The organism is Cumulibacter manganitolerans, from assembly GCF_009602465.1.
GTDB lineage: Bacteria > Actinomycetota > Actinomycetes > Mycobacteriales > Antricoccaceae > Cumulibacter > Cumulibacter manganitolerans.
On record NZ_WBKP01000004.1, the window covers coordinates 37,216 to 57,169 of the forward strand.

Consider the following 19,954-nt stretch of genomic DNA (forward strand, 5'->3'; position numbering starts at 1 on the left):
GCTAGAAGTGGTAGGGGAAGGCGGACCAGTCGGGATCGCGCTTCTGCAGGAACGAGTCGCGGCCTTCGGCGGCCTCGTCGGTCATATAGCCGAGGCGGGTGGCCTCGCCGGCGAAGACCTGCTGGCCCATGAGGCCGTCGTCGATCATGTTGAAGGCGAACTTGAGCATCCGCTGCGCGGTGGGGGACTTGCGGGTGATCTCCCGGCCCCACTCGAGCGCGACCTTCTCGAGCTCGGCGTGCGGGACGACCTTGTTGACCATGCCCATCCGGTGCGCGTCCTCGGCGGAGTACTCCGAGCCGAGGAAGAAGATCTCGCGGGCGAACTTCTGGCCGACCTGGCGGGCGAGGTACGCCGAGCCGTAGCCGGCGTCGAACGACGCGACATCGGCGTCCGTCTGCTTGAACTTGCCGTGCTCGGCGGAGGCGAGGGTGAGGTCGCAGACGACGTGCAGCGAGTGGCCGCCGCCGGCGACCCAGCCGGTCGCGACGCAGATGACGACCTTGGGCATGGTGCGGATCAGCCGCTGCACCTCGAGGATGTGCAGGCGGCCGGCGCGGGCCGGGTCGATGGAGTCGCTGGTGGTGCCCTCGGCGTACTTGTAGCCGTCCTTGCCGCGGATCCGCTGGTCGCCGCCGGAGCAGAACGCCCAGCCGCCGTCCTTCGGTGACGGGCCGTTGCCGGTGAGGATCACGGCGCCGACGTCGGTCGACATGCGCGCGTGGTCGAGCGCGCGGTACAGCTCGTCGACGGTGTTCGGGCGGAAAGCGTTGCGCACCTCGGGCCGGTTGAACGCGATGCGGACGACGCCCCGCGACTTGGCCTCCGCGTCACCGACGCTGCGGTGGTAGGTGATGTCGGTGAAGTCGAAACCGGCCACCTCTTCCCAGGACGACGGGTCGAAGATCTCGGAGACGGGGTTGCTCGCAGCGTTGTCGGTCACGGTCCGAGTCTACGAAGTCGCGGGCCTAGGTCAGTTCTGTGGTGCCGGTGATGGGGTTGGTCCAGTGGATGTGGCCGGTCTCGAGCATGTGCGGTTGCCAGTGCAGCTGGTGCTTGGCGCGGTGGTGGCGGCGGCACAGGACGTGCAGGTTCGCCGGGACGGTCTGGCCGTCGGGTGGTTGGTCGTCGCGGTAGGGCTGGAGGTGGTCGAGGTCGGTGCCGGGGCCGGCGGGCCGGTGGCAGCCGGGGAATCGGCAGGTGCCGTCGCGGGCGGCGATCGCGGTGCGCAGTCGTTCGGAGGGTCGTCGGCGTCCGACGTCGAGCGGTTGTCCGGTGAGCGGGTCGGTGAGGATGCGTTGCAGGTCGGCCCACGGCAGCAGCCGTGCGGCCATGCTCGACGGGACCTCGCCGACGCCGCGCAGCCGCACCGGCCGGCCGTCGGGGTCGGTGAGGGCGTCGAGGGGGACGTCGAGGGTGATGGTGGCCGGCGGCAGGTCCGGGAGGGTGAGGTCGAGGCTCGCGGCGAGCGTCTTGATCGCCTCCCACGCGGCGCGGGCGTCGGTGTACTGGTCCTCGTCGTCGATGAGCGCGTACTGGCCGTCGTCGTCCCACTCGGCGCTGGTGGCGGGCGGCCGGTCGGGGTCGTCGTTGTGGTTGCCGAAGAGGGCGATGGGTCCGGTGAACAGGGTCAGGAACGCGTCCAGCTTGCGTTGGGTCTCGGTGCGCGGGTCGTCGGGGTGGGCGTGTGCGCGGGCGAGGTCGGTGAGCAGGCGGTCCAGGGCGGTGGCGTAGGTGGCGGGCATCGAGGCGAACAGGGCGGTCATGCCGTCCGGGCCGGTCGGCCCGAAGTCCAGGCGGCGTCCGGCGAATCCGGAGCGGCGGGTGCGGGTGGTGTCGGTGGGGGCGCCGGCGGCGGCGCGGGCGGCGTCGAGCCACCGTCCGAGGTTGGTGGTGCGGGCGCGGTGCGCGCCGGGCCCGGTCGCCGTGCCGGGGGTGAAGGACCGCTCGCACAGCTGCTCGTCGAGGGTGGCGAGCTGGTCGGGGCTGAGGTCGGTGCAGGCCCGCGCGATGCGGTAGGTGGCCTGGTACCCGGTCAGGGTGCCGTCCTCGAGGCGGGCGAGGACGCCGGGCAGGTGGCGCACCAGCCGGACGGCGTCCTCGACCTTCGCGGTGGCGCAGCCGGTCGTGACCTTCAGCGTGGTGGCGACGTCGATGGCGGTGATCTGGGTGCGGCTCAGCACGCTCTCGGTCGTCCCGTCGGGGTGGGTGCGGCGCTGCCCGGGCGTGACGTCGTCGCGGGCGAGCATCTGGTGGGCGTGGGCGTGCGCCTCGACGATCAGCCGCGCCTTCGCCGCCTCCACGGCCGAGGCCAGCGATTCCAGCACGTCCAGGCCCGCGATCGCGGCCGCGTAGCCTGCGCCGTCGCCCGGGTCGAGGGTGTCGGCGAGGTCGAGGGCGCGGGCGATCACGCCGCCCACTACCCGCTGCGCCGGGCTGGGCGCGGTGGCGCGGGCACGCTCGCGGTGCTCGTCGTCCCCGGCGGTGCTCACCCACCCGATCGCTGTCATGCCTGCAATCTACGACCCGGCACCGACCAGAAACCCGACACGACCTGCCTGTCCACAAGCCCCGAGGCTGTCCACAAGAACAACGATCACTCTTGATGAGACGAGCGCGGCGGGCATCCGAGCGGCGTGTTTCTTCAGATCGCTGCGTCTCGACGTCGCCTCCGCTAGCGCTCCGGCTCGCTCGACGACCGTTCAGAGTGCTCCCCAAGCCGGTCGACGACCGCGGGAAGGTGCCGCGGCGTCCGGATGGGACGTGACCTTGCTCGACGACCGTTGAGAGTGCTCCCCGAATCGGTCGACGACCGTGGAAGAGAGCCACGCCGCCCGGGGATCACGCGCCTCGCGGCCTGCGGACGAGGGGTGCCGCGGCGTGCGCGAGGGTGGACGGCGGCCCGGTTCGCCCGAACCGGGCCGCCGTTCGTGAGCGCGCTAGCAGAGCCCTCGCGCGGCGGCGTTCTTCCCCTGGCCCCCGAGCGCCTTGACCAGGTCGCCGACGTTGTCGAACCCGGCGAGGCCGCCCTGGTTGACGGTCTTGTGCACCTGGCCGAAGCAGGCCGCATCGGCCGGCTCGGCGCTGGCGGGACCTGCGAAGCCGAGACCGGCCAGCACGGCGATCGACCCTGCGATGAGAATGCGCTTCATGTGGTTTCCCTCCTCGTGGCGGGTGCGGGTTCACCCGAAGGTGCTTCGCTCGCCGAGCGCAGGCGGATTGGCACCGGCACAGAAGTTTTTCGGCACACCGGCGAACCCGCCGGTCGTCGGTGCAGGAGCGCGCTACAGGGCGATGCCGAGGAGGGCGTCGACCGCATGCTTGACGACCTGCACGGACATCCCGGAATCGTTGTGCAGCGGCTTTGCGGTCGCCCATTCGGTCACCGCGGCGACCGCGCCGTCGGTGTCGAGGTCGTTGCTCAGGCACTCGCGCACCTTGGCGAGCATGCAATCGGCGGACGGGGCGATCGGCCGCCGCACGGCCTCGCGCCAGAGCGACAGCGTCTTCTCCGAGACGTGCAGGTAGTCGTCGGTCCACTCGCGGTACTCGCGGTAATGGCCGTGCAGCAGCGCCAACCGGATCGCCATGGGATCGACACCCTGCGCCGTGAGCTCGGAGACCTTCACGAGGTTGCCGAGGGACTTCGACATCTTCTCGCCCTGGTAGCCGACCATGCCGGCGTGCGTGTAGTGCCCGGCGAACGGCGCCGCGCCGGTGAGCGCCTCGGCGTGGGCGGCGGAGCACTCGTGGTGCGGGAACCGCAGGTCCTCGCCGCCGCCCTGGATGTCGATCTGCTCGCCCAGGTGCGCGAGCGCGATCGCGGCGCACTCGATGTGCCAGCCCGGACGGCCCTCGCCGATCGCCGATGGCCACGACGGGTCGCCGTCCCGCTTTCCCTTCCACAGCAGCGGATCCAGCTGGTTGCGCTTGCCGGTCCGGTCCGGGTCGCCGCCACGCTCCGCCGAGTAGGCGAGCATCGTCGGGACGTCGTACCGGCTGACGTAGCCGAAGCGCTCGTCGGCCGAGATGTCGAAGTAGATGTCGCCGGTGCCGTCCTCGAGGCGGTACGCCGCGCCCGAGTCGAGCAGCTTCGAGACGGCGTCGACGACGAGGTCGATGGTCTCCACCGCCCCGAGATACTGGGCGGGCGGGATGATGCGCAGCGCCTCCATGTCGGAGCGGAACAGGTCGGTCTCGCGGACGGCGAGATCCTCCCAGCGGATCCCGTCCCGCTCGGCGCGCTCGATGAGCGGGTCGTCGACGTCCGTGACGTTCTGGACGTAACGCACCTCGGTGCCCTGGTCGCGCAGCACCCGCTGCACGAGGTCGAACGTCAGATAGGTGGCGGCGTGCCCGAGATGGGTGGCGTCGTACGGGGTGATCCCACAGACGTACATCGTCGCTCGATCGTCGACCTCGACAGGGCGCACCTCGTCTGCGGCGCTGTCGTAGAGCCTGAGCCGGGGGCCGTTGCCGGCGACGGTCGGGACGGAAACCTCGGGCCAGGAACGCATGCGAGAAAGGCTACCCGCGAGCAGCGGCCCGCTCGCGGCCCGGTCGATGAACGGTCAACCATAGCCCGCCGGGGTTGCCGCGCGGACGGCCCGGCCGCATCCGCGACCGGGCCGTCCGCGCGCGGTGCCGGCTACTCCTTCGCGACCGCCACGCCTCGTGACTCGGTCCCGCCGGCGACCGAGATCGCGACGTTCGACACCTTGTCATTGAACGCGGCCGCGCTGTTCACCATGCAGATCGGCATCATGTGCGGCGGGTTCTTCATCCACATGTCCATGAACTCCGCATAGATCGGCGCCCGCTTCTCCGGGTCGACCGGCCCCGCGGCCTCGTAGGCCTTGTCGAGCATGTCCTGCGGCGTCTTCTCCCCCGGGTTGTACAGCGCGCCCGGGATCAGGTAGCGCACGATCGGGCCGTGCGGGTCCGGGATGCCCGTGTAGGGGTTGATGTTGCCGTGTGCGGTCTTGTCCACGGCGAACAGCTGGACGCCGTCGGCCGGCGGTCCGGGCTTGATCGTCATGTTGATGCCGATCTCCTTGAAGTTCTGCTGCAGGACCTCGGCGAGCTGCTGGTACTGGGTGATGTTCGTGGTCACCGCCGTCATCTCGACCGGCGCAGTGACTCCGGCCTCCTTCATCAGCTTCTTGGCCTCGTCCGGGTCGTATCCCCACTTGTCGCTGCCGTCGCCGATGTCCTTGTTGTACGCGAAGCTGGTCGACGGCCACGGCTGGATCTCCGGGGTGCAGAAGCCTTCGTACAGCCCCTTCGCGATCCCCTCCCGGTCGATCGCGAGATTGACCGCCTTGCGCACCTTCGGGTCGTCGTACGGCTCCACGGCCTCGTTGAGCATGAAGTAGACGAAGGTGGACGTCGGTGCCGAGATGACGTTGAGCCCGGCCTTCTTCGCCGAGTCGACGAAGCTCGGGTTGAGGTAGGCGCCGTCGATCTCGCCGGACTCCAGCGCGTTGAGCCGCGTCTGGTCGTCGGTGATGCCGAAGTACGTCATCGTCGCCACGCGCTGCGCGTCCGGGTCCCAGTAGCCCGGTGTCTTGGCGTACGACACCTTGTCGCCGGGGATCGACTCGGTGACCGTGTACGGCCCGATCCCGACCGGAATGCTCGCGACCGAGCCGGACTGCACCGCCGTCGGTGAGACCATGATTCCCGGGCGCACCGCCAGCGCGGAGATCAGCGCGCCGAGCGCGTTGTCGACGTTGATCTTCACCGTGTGGTCGTCGATCACCTCCACCGAGCTGATCTGCTCGACCTCGCCGGCGATGGTGCTGCCCTTCTGCGCGGCGCGGTCCAGGTTGAACTTGACCGCGTCGGCGGTGAACGGCGTCCCGTCGGTGAACGAGAGCCCCTTCTTGATGGTCATGGTGAGCGACTTGCCGTCGTCGCCGGGCTCCCACTTCTCGGCGAGCATCGCCACGATGCTGCCGTCGGGCTTCATCCGCAGCAGCCGGTCGTACACCGGGTTGTAGAAGTTCAGGTCGCCGCCGGTGACGCTGTGCGTCGGGTCCCAGTGCGTGACCGGGGTGCTCCACGCCCAGTCGAAGTGCCCGTTCGGGTCCGCGCCCTTCGCCAGCGGAATGGAGCTCTCGATGTCCTTGGTGGCGGCGCCGGGGTCCTTCTTCTCGATGTCCCCGCACGCCGCGGCCAGCAGCATCACGGAAATGGCGGTGGTGAAAAGCCGTGGTCGTCTACGCATCTGCCATCCATTCGGTTAGTTCGCCGTTAGGTTCACCGACCGTAACAATGGGTGAGACACGTGTCACTGCCCCGCGCCGGGAAATGTAGCGGACGTTCAGAACGGGGGGTACGGGACCGACGGCCAGCCCTCCGACGGCATCGGGTGCCGCCTGCGCCTCAGCAGCTCCTCGATCCGTTCGGCCGTACGCCGCACCTCCGCGACGGTGAGCAGTTCCTGGAGCCGCTCGCCGAGCGCGCCGTCGAGCTGCTCGCGCAGCCGGGCGAGCACGTCGAGGGCCTCGCCGGTGAGCGGCTCCCCCGCCCACTGCCACAGCAGGGTGCGCAGCTTGTCGTCCACGCTGAAGGTCACCCCGTGATCGACTCCCCACACGTGCCGGTCGGCGAGCGCGGTGCCCTTCGGGGCGGCGCCGGGTATGAGGTGGCCGCCCTTGCGGTCGGAGTTGTTGATGACCGCGTCGAGCACCGCCATCCGGCGCAACGCGGGCGGTCGCGAGTTGATCAGCTCCACCAGGTCGACGTCCTCGTCGCCGTCGATCCACAGCTGCACCATGCCGGTACCGGCCGGTCCCTCCCGCAGCACCGTCGGCGGGACGATCCCCCAGCCGGTCGCCTCCGACACGGCGTACGAGGCGACCTCCCGCTCGGCCAGCGTGCCGTCCGGGAAGTCCCACAACGGTCGCTCTCCGGCGACCGGCTTGTACACGCAGTGCGCCGTCCGCTCCCCCGCGGTGATGACGCACAGCAGGGTCGCGTTGCTGGCCTCGACGATCCGGCCGAGCACCTCGATGTCACCGGTGCGCAGCAGCTGCAGGTCGTCGATCACGTGAGGACGGCGCGGTGATAGCCGTTCTGCCGCGGGCAGATGTGCCCCGAGGGGTCGAGCGGGATGCCGCACAGCGGACACGGCGTGCGCCCCGCCTGCACCACCGCGCTCGCGCGGTGGGCGAACGCCCGCGCGGCGGAGGCGTCGAGGGTTACCCGCAGGACGTCGGGTCCCTCGTCGTCGTCGGAGAAGATCTGGTCCTCGTCGAGGCTGCCGGCCTCGCCGGACACGGCCTCGATCACGACCGCCTTCTTCTCGTCGTCCCACGCCAGCCCGAGCGCGCTCACCCGGAACTCCTCGTCGACCGGCATCTCGAGGGGCTCGAGGTCCTCCGGCGGCGACTCGATGGGCGGTACGGTGCCGCGGCGCACGACCTCGTCGATGATGTCCTCGAGGCGGTCGGCGAGGACCTGGACGTGCTCCTTCTCGAGGGCGACGCTGACCGTCTTCACGCCGTCGGAGGCCTGCAGGTAGAAGGTGCGCTCGCCCGGCTGGCCGACGGTTCCCGCGACGAAGCGCCGCGGGTTGGTGAAGTCGTAGACCTTGCGTGGCATATCGGCGACCCTACCCGCCTGCGTGACCGGCGCCCCCGCCGACGGCGGCGTCGCTGGACTGCTCCGTCGTGAGGTACGGCGCCAGCGAGCCGCTGGTCGAGTTGGTCACGACGACGAACGGGCGGTGCTTGGTGTACCGGATGACCGTGATCGAGGCGGGGTCGATCACGATGCGCTGGAACTGGTCGAGGTGCAGGCCGAGCGCGTCGGCCACGATGGCCTTGATGACATCGCCGTGGCTGCACGCGAGCCAGGTGCCGGTGGCGCCGACCTTGGCGTTGAGCCGGCGGACGGCGCCGACCGCGCGCGCCGCCATGCCGGTCATCGCCTCGCCGCTGCGGCCGGGGAAGGTGACCGCCGACGGGTGGCTCTGCACCACCGACCACAGCGGGTCCTTGGCCAGGTCGCTGAGCTTCTTGCCCGACCAGGTGCCGTAGTCGGCCTCGATCAGCCCGTCGTCCAGCTGCACCTTCCGTCGCCGTCCGGCGGCCACCGCCTCGATGGTCTCCACGCACCGCTCGAGGGGGCTGGAGACCAGGAGGTCGAGCCGCACGTCGCGCAGCCGGTCGCCCGCGCTCGCGGCCTGCTCGCGACCGACCGAATCGAGGTGCACCCCCGGGCGCCGGCCGGACAGGACGCCCTTGACGTTGGCGCTGGATCGGCCGTGACGCAGCAGCAGCAGGGTCGTCATGGCTACACCTTGCCAGTCGCGGACATCCACCCGGTGCCGAGCGCGATCATCAGCAGGACGCCGAGGGCGATCCGATAGATCACGAACGACGTGAACTTGTTGCTCTGGACGAACTTCAGCAGCCACGCGATGGACGCGTACGCGACGACGAAGGCGACCACGAGCCCGACGATCGACGGCAGCACCCCGACGCCGCCGTGGAAGGCGTCCGGAGCCTCGTACACCCCCGCGCCGACGAGTGCCGGGATGCCGAGCAGGAAGGAGATCCGGGTCGCGGTCACCCGGTCGATGCCTATCAGCAGGCCGGTGCTGATGGTCGCGCCGGACCGGGAGACGCCGGGGATCAGCGCCAGGCACTGCGCGAGGCCGAGGACGATGCCGTCGCGGTAGGTCATCTCCTTCTCGCCGCGGGTCTGCCGGCCGAGCCGGTCGCCCAGCCACATCACGACCGACCAGAGGACCAGCGCGATGGCGACGACCCAGAGGCTGCGCAAGGAGCCCTTGATGAAGTCCTTCGCGAGCACGGCGACGATCACGATCGGCACCGAGCCGAAGATCACCACCCACGCCTCCCGCCAGTCGGCGGAGGTGCGGGCCTGCGCGTTGAACAGCCCGCGGAACCAGCCGCCGACCAGGCGGACGATGTCCTGCCAGAAGTAGATCAGGACCGCGGCGATGGCGCCGATCTGGATGAACGCGGTGTAGCCGGTGACGGATGGATCGCTGACGTCGAGCCCCATGAGCCCCGAGGCGATCGTCAGGTGGCCGGTGCTGGAGACGGGGAGAAACTCGGTGAGCCCCTCGACGATGCCGAGGACGACTGACTGCCAGAGATCCACTAGCCGATACCTGCCTTCTCCGCGGCCTCGATGAGCTGCCGCAGCTGGGTGACCTTCTCGGCGCTGTCTGCACCGGTCGGGGACACGTTAACGGTCGTCGCCCCGTTGTCGCGGAGCGCCCTGAGCCGGTCGGCCACCCGGGGCACCGGGCCGATCAGCGCCGTGCGGTCGACGAGCGCCAGCGGGACGGCGGCCTGCGCCTGGGCGTACTCGCGTCGCAGGTACAGGTCCTGGATCCGCGCCGCCTCGGCCTCGTAGCCGAGACGGACGGCGGCCCGGTTGTAGAAGTTGGCCTCGCGGCTGCCCATGCCGCCGACGTACAGCGCCTGGTGCGGGCGGATCCGGTCGGCCATCGCGTCCAGGTCGTCGCCGATCGCCAGTCCCGCGCTGATGCCCACGTCGAGGTCGGACAGCGAGCGGCCCGCCTTCGCCGCCCCGGCAGCGAGCCGGTCGAGGACCGGCTGCAGGTCGTCGTACGCGGTGAACACGCCGAGCCATCCGTCGGCGATCTCGCCGGTGAGCTCGAGGTTCTTCGGCCCGACGGCGGCGAGGTAGATCGGCACGTCGGCGCGCAACGGCGGCGTCACGAGCATCAGGGCCTTGCCGGGGCCGTCCGGCAGCGGCAGCTGGAAGTGCTTGCCGTCGTAGCGGACCCGCTTGCGCTGCAGCGCCATCCGGACGATCTCGATGTACTCCCGGGTGCGCCCGAGGGGCTTGTCGTAGCGGACGCCGTGCCAGCCCTCGGAGACCTGCGGGCCGGAGACGCCGAGCCCCAGCCGGAAGCGGCCGCCGGACAGCGAGTCCAGGCCCGCGGCCGTCATCGCCGTCATCGCCGGTGTCCGGCCGGGGATCTGCATCACGGCGGAGCCGATGTCGATCCGCTCGGTGCGGGCCGCGACGTACGCCAGGGTCGACACGACGTCGTTGCCGTAGGCCTCCGCCGCCCACACCACGTCGAAGCCGAGCCGGTCGGCCTCCACGGCGAGGTCGATGTTCGTCCGGTCGTTCCCGCTCCCCCAGTATCCGAGGTTTACCCCGAGCTTCATGTGCGTCCTCTCCTGGCCCCGCGAGCCTCGGGTCCACCGTGGCACACACCGGGTAGTTTCGTCTGCGTGGAGCAGCGTGTTGCAGGCAGAAGTGGTCTAGTCGTCTCTCGTCTCGGTCTGGGGACGATGACCTGGGGCCGCGACACCGACCGCGACGAGGCGACCGCTTGTCTCCTGGCGTTCGTCGAGGCCGGCGGCAACCTGATCGACACCGCGGACGTGTACGTCGACGGCGAGAGCGAGAAGGTGATCGGGCGGCTGCTGCGCACCGTCGTCCGCCGCGACCAGGTGGTGCTGGCCACCAAGGCGGTCGGCCGCACCGGCCCCGGCCCGCTCGGGCGAGGTGCGTCGCGCGGTCATCTGCTCTCGGCGCTCGACGCGTCGCTCAAGCGGCTCGGCACCGACTATCTGGACCTGTGGCAGCTGCACGCGTGGGATCCGCTGGTACCGCTCGAGGAGACCCTCGCGGCGCTCGACACCGCGGTGACCTCCGGGCGGGTGCGGTACGTCGGCGTGTCCAACTACGCCGGCTGGCAGCTCGCCCGGGCGGCGACGATCCAGTCGCTGCACCAGGCGTCGGCCCCGATCGTGACGACGCAGGTGGAGTACTCCCTCGTCGAGCGCGGCGTCGAGCGCGAGGTCGTCCCGGCCGCGCGCTCGCTCGGCGTCGGCATGCTCGCCTGGTCGCCGCTGGGCCGCGGCGTGCTGACCGGCAAGTACCGGCACGGCACGCCGTCGGACTCCCGCGCCGCGTCGCCGCACCTCGGTGAGTTCGTCCGGCGCTACCTCGGCAGCCGGTCGACCCGCATCGTCGAGGCGGTCGCGACCGCGGCCGACGGGCTCGGCGTCTCGCCGCTGGCCGTCGCGCTCGCCTGGGTCCGCGACCGTCCCGGCGTGACGTCCGCGATCCTCGGCGCGCGCACCGCCGGCCAGCTGCAGGCGTCGCTGTCCATCGAGGACCTCAGCCTGCCCGCCGAGATCTACCAGGCTCTCGACGAGGTTGCGGCCCCGGCCTTCGGCTACCCGGAGCGCCGCCGCTAGTGGCCGCACCCAGCCGCGCGTCCTGGCCGCCGGACGCCGACCGCGTCTTCGCGGCGTTCTGCGACGCCGGCCTGTGGCCGGGCCTCGGCATCTCCAGCGCCGCCGACCTGCCGAAGGCGGGCATCGTCCGCGCCGACCTCGTCACCCGCGACGCCCTGCTGCGGCTGCCGCGCACGGCAGGCAAGCGCGCCGATCGGCTGCTGTCCGGGTGGCTCGGCGCCCAGCCGGTCTACGACGTGGTGCGGCTGCTGGTGCCGGCCGGGATCCCGGCGCGGGCGGCCCAGGCGGTCCTCGAGGACGTCGGGGACGACGCCGTCCGGCTCATCGAGAACGACCCGTGGCGGATCGTCGGCGTCCGCGGCATCGACGTGGCGTCCGCCGACGAGGTCGCCAGGAACGAGCTCGGCTCGATGGACCGGCAGGACCCGCGGCGGGCGCGCGCGGTGGTGACGGAGGCGCTGCGCGCCGAGGCGGCCGACGGGCACACCGAGGCGCCCCTCGAGGATGTCCTGGACGCCGTCCGGGCGGCCGGGATCACCGACTCGGAGGCGGCCATCGCCGCCGCCGTGGACGACGACCTGGTGGTGCGTCGTACAGCCGAGCTGATCGCGCTGAAGGAGTACGCGGACGCCGAGGACTCCATCGCGGCGGACGTCGCCCGGATCGCGGCGTCCGCGAAGAAGTGGGGCCGCTCGGACTCGCTGAAGGACGCCGTCGCCGGCCTCGACGAGAAGCAGGCCGCCGCCGTCGCCCTGGTGATGACCGAGGGCGTCAGCGTGCTCACCGGTGGCCCGGGCACCGGCAAGTCGCGCACCGTGCGGGCGGTGGTCGACCTGGCTCGGGTGCACGACAAGGAGGTCGCGCTCGCCGCACCGACCGGGCGCGCGGCCAAGCGGCTCGGCGAGCTGGCCGGAAGCGAAGGGGTCACGGTGCACCGGCTGCTCGGCGCGCAGGGCCGGGACGGCGGGTTCACCCGCGGCTGGGACGATCCCATCCCGGCGAGCATCATCGTCGTCGACGAGTCGTCGATGCTCGACGTCCTCCTCGCGGCGGCGCTGCTGGACGCGGTCGAGGACGGCGCGCACGTGCTCGTCGTCGGGGACGTCGCGCAGCTGCCGTCGATCGGCCCGGGCCGCGTGCTCGCGGACCTGATCTGCTCCGGCGTCGTCCCGGTCACCGAGCTGACCACCTTGTACCGGCAGGCCGAGGGCGGGCAGATCGCCGCGCTGGCCGCCGAGGTCCGCCAGGGCACCCTGCCGGTCGTCGACGACCCGACGCGCGAGGTGGTGGTCGTCGGCGCACGAGGATCGGCGGAGGCGGCGCACCGCACCGTGCAGCTGGTGACGGACTCGATCCCGCGGGTGTTCGGGCTGGACGCCGCCGACATCCAGGTCGTGACGCCGGTGCACCGCGGGCCGGCCGGCACCAAGGAGCTCAACCTCGCGCTCAAGGCCCGGCTCAACCCGGGCCGCGGCGCCGTGTCGGGCTTCGACCTGGGCGACCGGGTGGTCGCCACCGCCAACCACCTGGACGCCGCGCCGTTCGGGTACGCCAACGGCGAGGTCGGCACCGTCGTCGGGACCGGCGACAAGTCGCTGACCGTCGAGTTCTCCTCCGGGATCGCCGAGATCTCCGGCAAGGCCCTCGGCGACCTGCTGCACGGCTGGGCGATCACGGTGCACCGCGCGCAGGGCTCGGAGTGGCCCGCGGTCGTCGCCGTCGTCCCGCCGGAGGCCGGGCGGCTGCTGGTGCGCGCCCTCGTGTACACCGCGTTCACCCGGGCCCAGCGGCACCTGTCGATCGTGCACGGATCGGGCCCGGCGCTGGCGTACGCCGTCCGCGAGAAGGCCGCGCGTCCGCGGCGGACGTCGCTGGTCGACCGGCTGCGGACGCGCGTCGAGCGGACCGCGCGCGGTCCGGGACGCCGGACGCGTGCATAGAATGCCCGCCATGGACGCTGAGCTCGGGTACGAGGACCAGTGGGAGTACGCGCCGGTGCGCATCCCGCACGGCACCGGGGTCCGCAGCGCCGCCCAGATGCTCGCGGCGCAGGCGGGCGTCGGGGGCTGGGAGCTGGCGCGGCTGCTGAAGTACTCCGACGGCAGCCGCAAGGCCGTCATGCGCCGGCGGCGCCGGCACGAGCACCTGCCCCGCCCGATCCTCTAGCCGGGCTTCCGGGATGCGGTGGGTTCTACCCCGCTATCGGCGCGACAGCGGGGCAAAACCCACCGCGAGCGGCGGGACGGGCGGTCAGCCCGCGATCCGCAGCACGGCCTTGCCGGTCGTCCGGCGGGCCCCGAGCGCCTCGAGCGCCTCGGGCAGCTGCTCCATCGGGTAGACCTGCGAGATGTACGGGCGGATCTTGCCCGCGGCGTACAGCTCGGTGAGCGCCTGGTCGGCGACGGGGATGATCTCCGGCCGCATCTTCTTGTACAGCCCCCAGTGCAGGCCGACCACGCTGTAGTTCTTCACCAGCACGTGGTTGGTGGCGGCCTGGGCGAACCGCCCGGAGGTGAACCCGATGATCAGGATGCGGCCCTCGAACGCGATGCACTTGGTCGACCGGTCGTAGACGTCGCCGCCGACCGGGTCGTAGACGAGGTCGGCGCCCCGGCCGTCCGTCGCGTCCTTGACCACCTGGACGAAGTCCTCCGCGTGGTAGTCGACGGCGATGTCGGCGCCCAGGTCGGTGAGGATCTGCTTCTTGTCCGGGCCGCCCGCCGTGGCGATCACGGTGGCGCCGGCCGCCTTGGCGATCTGGATCGCGGCCGACCCGACGCCGCCGGCACCGGCGTGCACGAGGACGACGTCCCCGGCCTGGATGTTGCCGCGATGGTGCAGCGCGACCCAGGAGGTCTGGTAGGTCACGACGTAGCCGGCGGCCTCCTCCGCGGGCATGCCCTCGGGCACCCGGAAGATGCCGTCGGCGGCCATGATGGCCACCTCGGCGTAGCCGCCTCCGGCGCCCGCGTCGCTCTGGGGACCCCCGTACACGCGGTCACCGACCTGCCACTGGTCGACCCCCTCACCGACCTCGATGACCTCGCCGCACACCTCCACGCCGGGCGTGAACGGCATCGTCGGCGTGACCTGGTACTTCCCCTGGCACAGCAGGATGTCCGGGAAGTTCAGCGCGGCGGCGAGCACCCGCACCTTCACGGTGCCCGGGTGCAGCACCGGCTCGGGGACGTCGTCCCTCAGCTCGAGGACATCGCTGGGATCTCCGTTGCGCTCGACGAGCCAGGCGCGCATCTATCGCCCCGCCTGCTCGGTCGGCTTCTGGGCATCGGGGTCCATGTCCTTCGGGACGCCGAACGGCGTGCCGTCGGGCTTGCGGGCGGCCGGCACGCCCCGGAACTTGAAGGGAGCCGGCTCGATGCCCGCCTGGATCAGCCAGCACACGCCGCTCTCGTCGGCGGTGGCCGCCTTCAGGAACGTCTCGGCGACGGTCCGCGCCGGGATGACCGGGAAGTCGTCCTTCTCCAGCTTGTCGCGGAAGCTGTCGATGATCGGGGTGTCCGCGAAGCCGGGGCAGATGCCGTTGAGCCGGATGTTCTCGCGCACCAGCTCCGGGCCGGCCCCGCGGACCAGGCCCACGACGGCCGTCTTCGTCATCGTGTAGTACGGGTCACCGGGCATCGAGACCAGGCCCGCCATCGACGCGGTGGCGACGATGTGCCCGCCGCCGCGGCGGCGCATCGCGGGAACCGCTGCCTGCATGCCGAAGGACACGCCGTCCACGTTGACCGCCATGATCGAGCGGTACTTCTGGACGTCGAACGCGAGGGCCCCCATGCCGAGGCCGATGCCGGCGTTCAGGAACGCGATGTCCAGGCCTCCGAAGTGCTCCTCGACGGCGGCGACGCAGCGCTGGTTGGCCTCCCAGTCGGTGACGTCGAGGGTGAACGGCACGGCGCCGAGCTCCTCGGCTGCGGCGCGCGTGCGCTCCTCGTCGACGTCCGTCAGGGCGACCTGGGCGCCGTGCTCCAGCAGGATCTGGGTGGCGGCGCGGCCGAAGCCGCCGGCGCCGCCGGTCACGAGGGCGACCTTTCCGTCGAGGTTCGGTGCATCAGTCATGTGGGGCTCCTTAGAGGCTTAGCAGGAAACGGTTGAGCACGCGCGAGCCGAAGTTGAGGGCCTCCACCGGGACGCGCTCGTCGATGCCGTGGAACAGCGCCGCGAAGTCGAGGTCCGGCGGCAGCTTCAGCGGCGAGAAGCCGTAGCAGGTCATGCCGAGCTCGGAGAACGCCTTCGCGTCCGTACCGCCGGACATCAGGTACGGGAGCGTGTGGCTGCCCGCGTCCTCGGCCTTCAACGCCGCCGTCATCGCCTCGACGATCGGCGTGCCGAACGGCGTCTCGAGGGCCTTGTCGTGCACGATCCACTCCCGAGTGACGTCGGGACCCAGCAGCTCGTCGATCTGCCGCTCGAACTCCTCCTCCTGGCCGGGGATCACCCGGCAGTCGAGGGTGGCGCTCGCCGACGACGGGATCACGTTCGCCTTGTAGCCGGCGGCGAGCCCGGTCGGGTTCGCGGTGTTGCGCAGCGTCGCGCCGATGATCTTGCCGAAGCCGCCCAGCTTGTCGATGAGCACCTCCGGGTCGACGCTGGCCAGGTCGGTGCCCATGAGCTTGCCGAGGCCGCCCACGAACTGGGTGAGGGTGTCGGTCCACACGATCGGGAACTCGTGTGCGGCGATCCGGGCCACCGCCGTCGCGAGCTTGGTGACCGCGTTGTCGGCGTGCACCATCGACCCGTGGCCGGGAGTGCCGGTCGCGGTGATCTTCATCCAGGCGAGGCTCTTCTCGCCGGTCATGATCGGGTAGACGCGGGTGTCCTCGTCGACGCTGTACGAGAACCCGCCCACCTCGCCGACCGCCTCGGTGCAGCCCTCGAACAGCTCCGGATGGTTGTCGACCAGCCAGTGCGCGCCGAAGTTCCCGCCGTGCTCCTCGTCGGCGAGGAACGCGAAGACGACGGTGCGCTCGGGCTGGACGCCGGCGCGCTTCCAGAAGCGCAGAACCGCGATCATCATCGCGACCATGTCCTTCATGTCGACCGCGCCGCGGCCCCAGACGTAGCCGTCCTTGACCGTCCCGGCGAACGGGTCGACGCTCCACTCGTGTGCCTCGGCGGGGACGACGTCCAGGTGACCGTGCATGAGCAGCGGAGGCTTCGCGGCGTCGGTGCCCTCGACGCGCACGATGACGCTGGCCCGCCGGTCTGCGGACTCGAGCGTCGTCGTCCGGTAGCCGACCTCCTCCAGGCGGTCGACCACCCACTGCGCGGCCTCCCGCTCGCCGACCACGGTCGCCGGGTCACCGGTGTTCGTCGAGTCGATCGCGATGAGCTGCGAGCACAGGTCGACGACCTCGCTGAAGTCGGGGCTGTCGGCGGTCTCGTTCGAAGTCACGTGCTCATTCATACCGCACGGTCTGTTGCGTCACACCGGCGGAGACCCCGGTCACGAGCGACCCGGCGGCCGGGCGCGGTGGCCTATCCTGGTTGCATACGGCATGTGCGCAGTGTGAGCATGCGGGCCTGACTCCCCCGCTGCGGTAGGTGTAAGCGCTCAGCCTGGCATCGCAAGCAACCGCTTGCTGGTGTACGCGAGCGCAGGATGCACTGCGACGACCTTCCCCATCGGCTCGATCCGATGCTCTCCCGGGCACTGTTCCCGGGTTGTGGTGCGTCGTCCTGCGTGATTCCCAGTGAGGAACCGCCCCATGGCAACCCATCGTGGCTCCGTGCCCGATACCAAGAAGAAGTCCGGACCGGGCAAGCCCGGCAAGCGCGGCGGACCGGCTCCGGCCGCCGGCGTCAAGAAGAAGACCCACCGCAAGGGACCGAGCGCCCAGCAGGACGCCGGTCGCAAGCCGCGCCACGGCCAGCTGAACCGCGCGGCCCGCCGCGGCGAGCAGTTCGGCGACGACCGTCCGCAGCGGTTCGAGCGGGACGACCGCCCCCGTCGCTTCGAGCGGGACGATCGCCCCCAGCGGTTCGAGCGCGATGACCGCCCCCGTCGCTTCGAGCGTGATGACCGCCCCCAGCGGTTCGAGCGCGATGACCGCCCCCAGCGGTTCGAGCGCGATGACCGCCCCCGTCGGTTCGAGCGGGACGATCGCCCCCAGCGGTTCGAGCGGGACGACCGTCCGCGTCGTTTCGAGCGCGATGACCGTCCGCGTCGTTTCGAGCGTGACGACCGTCCCCGTCGTTTCGAGCGCGATGACCGTCCGCGTCGGTTCGAGCGTGACGACCGTCCGCAGCGGTTCGAGCGGGACGACCGTCCCCGTCGGTTCGAGCGGGACGACCGTCCGCGTCGTTTCGAGCGGGATGACCGTCCGCGGCGCTTCGACGGTGACGACCGCCGTGCGCCGCGCCACCAGCACGTGGCCGGTCACTCGGACTACCGCCGCCAGAACCGCGAGGACCGCAGCGCGTACCTGAGCCGCGCGGACCAGGAAGCGGCCGTCGAGGGCGCCTTCGACGAGCTGGCGCCGGTCAATGCGCGGGCCGCGGTCGAGGTCGGCGAGAACAACGGCTTCGCCGCGATGGGCATCCCGGCCGAGCTGGTCGCGGCGCTCGCCGCCGGCGGCATCGAGGCACCGTTCGCCATCCAGGGCGAGGCGATCCCCTCCGCCCTGGAGGGCCAGGACGTCCTCGCGCGGGCCGCCACCGGCTCGGGCAAGACGCTCGCGTTCGGCCTGCCCACCCTCGCGCTGCTCAAGGGCGGCGAGCGGATGCCCAACCAGCCGCGCGCGGTCATCCTGACCCCGACCCGCGAGCTGGCCATGCAGGTCGTCGAGGCGCTGGCGCCGCTCGGCAAGTCCGTCGGGCTGCGGTCGATCCTGATCGCCGGCGGCATGCCGTACAAGAAGCAGCTCGACGCGCTGTCCAACGGCGTCGACCTGCTGATCGCCACGCCGGGCCGGCTCATCGACCTCATCGAGCGCGGCGCCGCCGACCTGTCGGCCGTGCAGATCAGCGTCCTCGACGAGGCCGACCAGATGTGCGACATGGGCTTCGCGCCCGAGGTGACCCGCATCCTGCAGGAGACCCCGCAACGCAGCCAGCGGATGCTGTTCTCGGCCACCCTCGACGGGGACGTCGACGTGCTGGTCAAGCGGTTCCTGCACAACCCCGTGCTGCACTCCACCGCCGACGTCGGCGCATCCATCGAATCGATGGAGCACCACCTGTTCGTCGTGCACCCGGCCCGCAAGGCCTCGGTCGTGGCCGAGCTGGCGTCGCGGCCGGGCCGCTCCATCGTCTTCGTGCGCACCAAGATGGGTGCCGACCGGGTCGCCGAGAAGATGCGCGAGGTCGGCGTCAACGCGCTGGCCATCCACGGCGGCCTCAGCCAGGGCCAGCGCACCCGCGCGCTGAACGCGTTCCGCGGCAACGACGTCCCGGTCCTCGTGGCCACCGACGTCGCGGCCCGCGGCATCCACATCGACGACGTCGAGCTCGTGATCCAGGCCGACCCGCCGCAGGAGCACAAGACGTACCTGCACCGCGCGGGGCGCACCGCACGCGCTGGCGACGAGGGAACCGTCGTGACACTGGCGATGCCGCGCGAGCGGCGCAGCACCGAACGGCTCACGGGCCTGGCCGGGCTGGATATCCGCGGCGTGTACGTCGAGCCCGGCGACGGGCCGATCACGGCGATCACCGGCGGCGCGACGCCGTCGGGCGAGCCCGTCGAGGAGTTCCGTCCGCCGGTGCGCACCAACCCGCGCCGGGGCGCTCGACGGGACGGCGGCCAGGGCACCGGATTCCGCCGCGGGCCGCGTCCCGGCGGACGCCGGGACGAGCGTGGACCCTCGGGCGACCGTGGGTACGGTCGGCCCCGCCGGAGCCGTGACGAGCGGTAAGGAGGGTCCCCCCTCCGCGGGCGCAGGAGATGCTGAGGTAGTATTTCCTGCGCACCTTGTCCAGGTGGCGGAATGGCAGACGCGCTAGCTTGAGGTGCTAGTGTCCTTTATCGGACGTGGGGGTTCAAGTCCCCCTCTGGACACGCTTACCCCGCTGATCTTCCAGGTCAGCGGGGTTTTTCGTGCCTGCCGCCGTCGTCCCGCCGACCGTGCTGGATCAGCAGGCTCGGTACGCCGAAACGGTCGTCGCGCAGCGTGCACACCCGCGAGCCGGGCTTGCGGCCGGTGCGCACCTCGCTCACCTCGATCCCGGCGGCGGTGAGCCGCTCGGCAGCGCGGGCGACGTCCGGGACCCGCCACGCGACACCCCAGACGGCGTCGGCTCCCTCGTGCGGCTGCTCTCCCAGGGGCTGGACCACCTCGAGCACCGCGCTGCCGCACCGCAGGAACAGCATGTGCGAACCCCACTGCGGGGCGTGCCGCTCCAGGCGCAGATCGAGGCCGAGCCGGCCGGCGTACCCGGCGACCGCGGACTGCGCGTCGGCGGTGTGCACGACCACGTGGTCCAGCTCCACCGCGTCCGGCCCCTCCGGCTCGGCATCCGCGGGGCGCTCGAGCCCGAACCGCAGGCCGTTGACCGCCACGTCGCCGTCCTCGCCCACGGCCAGGCCGCGACGCCGCAGCCGCGATCGGGTCGCCTCGGGATCGCCGGTCGCCAGAACGACGCGGGTCGACGGCGCCGGGCTCACACGCAGGCCACGGGCGCGCAGGCCCGGGCCGAGCAGAGCGGCGTATACGTCGTGCGACGCGCCCTCGATCTCCAGCCTCGCTACGCCGTCGATCATTCCGATCCTC

Annotated in this window: 19 protein-coding genes and 1 tRNA gene; 5 read left to right on the forward strand and 15 right to left on the reverse strand. The window is 71.6% G+C overall.

What is annotated here, in order from left to right:
• Position 1: 1 nt before the first annotated feature.
• From F8A92_RS02355 to F8A92_RS02400, 10 genes are all read right to left on the reverse strand, one after another.
• Positions 2-943 (reverse strand): 1,4-dihydroxy-2-naphthoyl-CoA synthase, encoded by a 942-nt coding sequence (locus tag F8A92_RS02355; RefSeq protein ID WP_153502962.1) that lies wholly within the window; start codon positions 941-943, stop codon positions 2-4.
• A 25-nt stretch (positions 944-968) separates the two neighbouring features.
• The gene (locus tag F8A92_RS02360) at positions 969-2,510 is read right to left on the reverse strand and encodes an HNH endonuclease signature motif containing protein (protein WP_153502964.1); all 1,542 of its coding nucleotides are present in this window, start codon (positions 2,508-2,510) and stop codon (positions 969-971) included.
• A gap of 429 nt (positions 2,511-2,939) precedes the next feature.
• Complete coding sequence (locus tag F8A92_RS02365; RefSeq protein WP_153502965.1) at positions 2,940-3,152, reverse strand: hypothetical protein; 213 nt, start codon at positions 3,150-3,152, stop codon at positions 2,940-2,942.
• Positions 3,153-3,284: 132 nt separating this feature from the next.
• Positions 3,285-4,517, reverse strand: a complete 1,233-nt coding sequence (gene mshC, locus F8A92_RS02370; protein WP_153502967.1) for a cysteine--1-D-myo-inosityl 2-amino-2-deoxy-alpha-D-glucopyranoside ligase — start codon at positions 4,515-4,517, stop codon at positions 3,285-3,287.
• Between the two features lie 131 nt (positions 4,518-4,648).
• Entirely contained in the window at positions 4,649-6,229 is a 1,581-nt protein-coding gene (locus tag F8A92_RS02375) for an ABC transporter substrate-binding protein (RefSeq protein WP_153502969.1), read from the reverse strand.
• Between the two features lie 96 nt (positions 6,230-6,325).
• Positions 6,326-7,054, reverse strand: coding sequence for an SCO1664 family protein (locus F8A92_RS02380; RefSeq protein WP_228389131.1), 729 nt, complete (start codon positions 7,052-7,054; stop codon positions 6,326-6,328).
• Positions 7,051-7,608, reverse strand: coding sequence for a DUF3090 family protein (locus tag F8A92_RS02385; protein ID WP_153502970.1), 558 nt, complete (start codon positions 7,606-7,608; stop codon positions 7,051-7,053). Before F8A92_RS02385 ends, F8A92_RS02380 begins: the two co-directional genes overlap by 4 nt.
• 10 nt (positions 7,609-7,618) lie before the next feature.
• On the reverse strand, positions 7,619-8,299 hold the full coding sequence (locus tag F8A92_RS02390) for an MSMEG_4193 family putative phosphomutase (protein WP_153502972.1): 681 nt from the start codon (positions 8,297-8,299) through the stop codon (positions 7,619-7,621).
• 2 nt (positions 8,300-8,301) lie between these two features.
• On the reverse strand, positions 8,302-9,138 hold the full coding sequence (locus F8A92_RS02395; protein WP_153502974.1) for an undecaprenyl-diphosphate phosphatase: 837 nt from the start codon (positions 9,136-9,138) through the stop codon (positions 8,302-8,304).
• Positions 9,138-10,184 carry an LLM class F420-dependent oxidoreductase gene (locus tag F8A92_RS02400; protein ID WP_153502976.1) on the reverse strand — a complete coding sequence of 349 codons (1,047 nt, stop codon included), beginning with the start codon at positions 10,182-10,184 and terminating at the stop codon, positions 9,138-9,140. Before F8A92_RS02400 ends, F8A92_RS02395 begins: the two co-directional genes overlap by 1 nt.
• A 66-nt stretch (positions 10,185-10,250) precedes the next feature.
• On the opposite strand from F8A92_RS02400, the gene F8A92_RS02405 reads away from it, so the two are divergent.
• From F8A92_RS02405 to F8A92_RS02415, 3 genes are read left to right on the forward strand one after another with little or no spacing between them, the layout of a single operon-like run.
• Positions 10,251-11,225 (forward strand): aldo/keto reductase, encoded by a 975-nt coding sequence (locus F8A92_RS02405; protein WP_153502978.1) that lies wholly within the window; start codon positions 10,251-10,253, stop codon positions 11,223-11,225.
• Positions 11,225-13,165, forward strand: a complete 1,941-nt coding sequence (locus F8A92_RS02410; RefSeq protein ID WP_153502980.1) for an AAA family ATPase — start codon at positions 11,225-11,227, stop codon at positions 13,163-13,165. Before F8A92_RS02405 ends, F8A92_RS02410 begins: the two co-directional genes overlap by 1 nt.
• 10 nt (positions 13,166-13,175) lie before the next feature.
• On the forward strand, positions 13,176-13,391 hold the full coding sequence (locus F8A92_RS02415) for a DUF5703 family protein (RefSeq protein WP_153502982.1): 216 nt from the start codon (positions 13,176-13,178) through the stop codon (positions 13,389-13,391).
• A gap of 84 nt (positions 13,392-13,475) precedes the next feature.
• On the opposite strand, the gene F8A92_RS02420 is transcribed toward F8A92_RS02415, so the two are convergent.
• Genes F8A92_RS02420 through F8A92_RS02435 form a run of 4 tightly spaced genes read right to left on the reverse strand, consistent with a single transcriptional unit; the run spans position 13,476 to position 17,626 of the window.
• Entirely contained in the window at positions 13,476-14,477 is a 1,002-nt protein-coding gene (locus F8A92_RS02420; protein WP_153502984.1) for an NADPH:quinone oxidoreductase family protein, read from the reverse strand.
• Entirely contained in the window at positions 14,478-15,302 is an 825-nt protein-coding gene (locus F8A92_RS02425; RefSeq protein WP_153502986.1) for an SDR family oxidoreductase, read from the reverse strand.
• Between the two features lie 10 nt (positions 15,303-15,312).
• Positions 15,313-16,638, reverse strand: a complete 1,326-nt coding sequence (locus tag F8A92_RS02430) for a M20/M25/M40 family metallo-hydrolase (RefSeq protein ID WP_153502988.1) — start codon at positions 16,636-16,638, stop codon at positions 15,313-15,315.
• A 4-nt stretch (positions 16,639-16,642) separates the two neighbouring features.
• Positions 16,643-17,626 (reverse strand): DUF4573 domain-containing protein, encoded by a 984-nt coding sequence (locus F8A92_RS02435; RefSeq protein WP_153502990.1) that lies wholly within the window; start codon positions 17,624-17,626, stop codon positions 16,643-16,645.
• Between F8A92_RS02435 and F8A92_RS02440 the strand changes: the two genes are divergently transcribed.
• A complete protein-coding gene (locus F8A92_RS02440) occupies positions 17,615-19,099 on the forward strand; it encodes a DEAD/DEAH box helicase (RefSeq protein ID WP_153502992.1) in 1,485 nt (494 codons plus the stop codon). The genes F8A92_RS02435 and F8A92_RS02440 overlap by 12 nt on opposite strands.
• Before the next feature lie 58 nt (positions 19,100-19,157).
• Positions 19,158-19,242: transfer RNA gene (locus F8A92_RS02445), tRNA-Leu, on the forward strand.
• Positions 19,243-19,266: 24 nt separating this feature from the next.
• Here the strand turns inward: F8A92_RS02445 and F8A92_RS02450 are convergent.
• Positions 19,267-19,944, reverse strand: a complete 678-nt coding sequence (locus F8A92_RS02450; protein WP_194291330.1) for a VOC family protein — start codon at positions 19,942-19,944, stop codon at positions 19,267-19,269.
• Between the last annotated feature and the right edge of the window lie 10 nt (positions 19,945-19,954).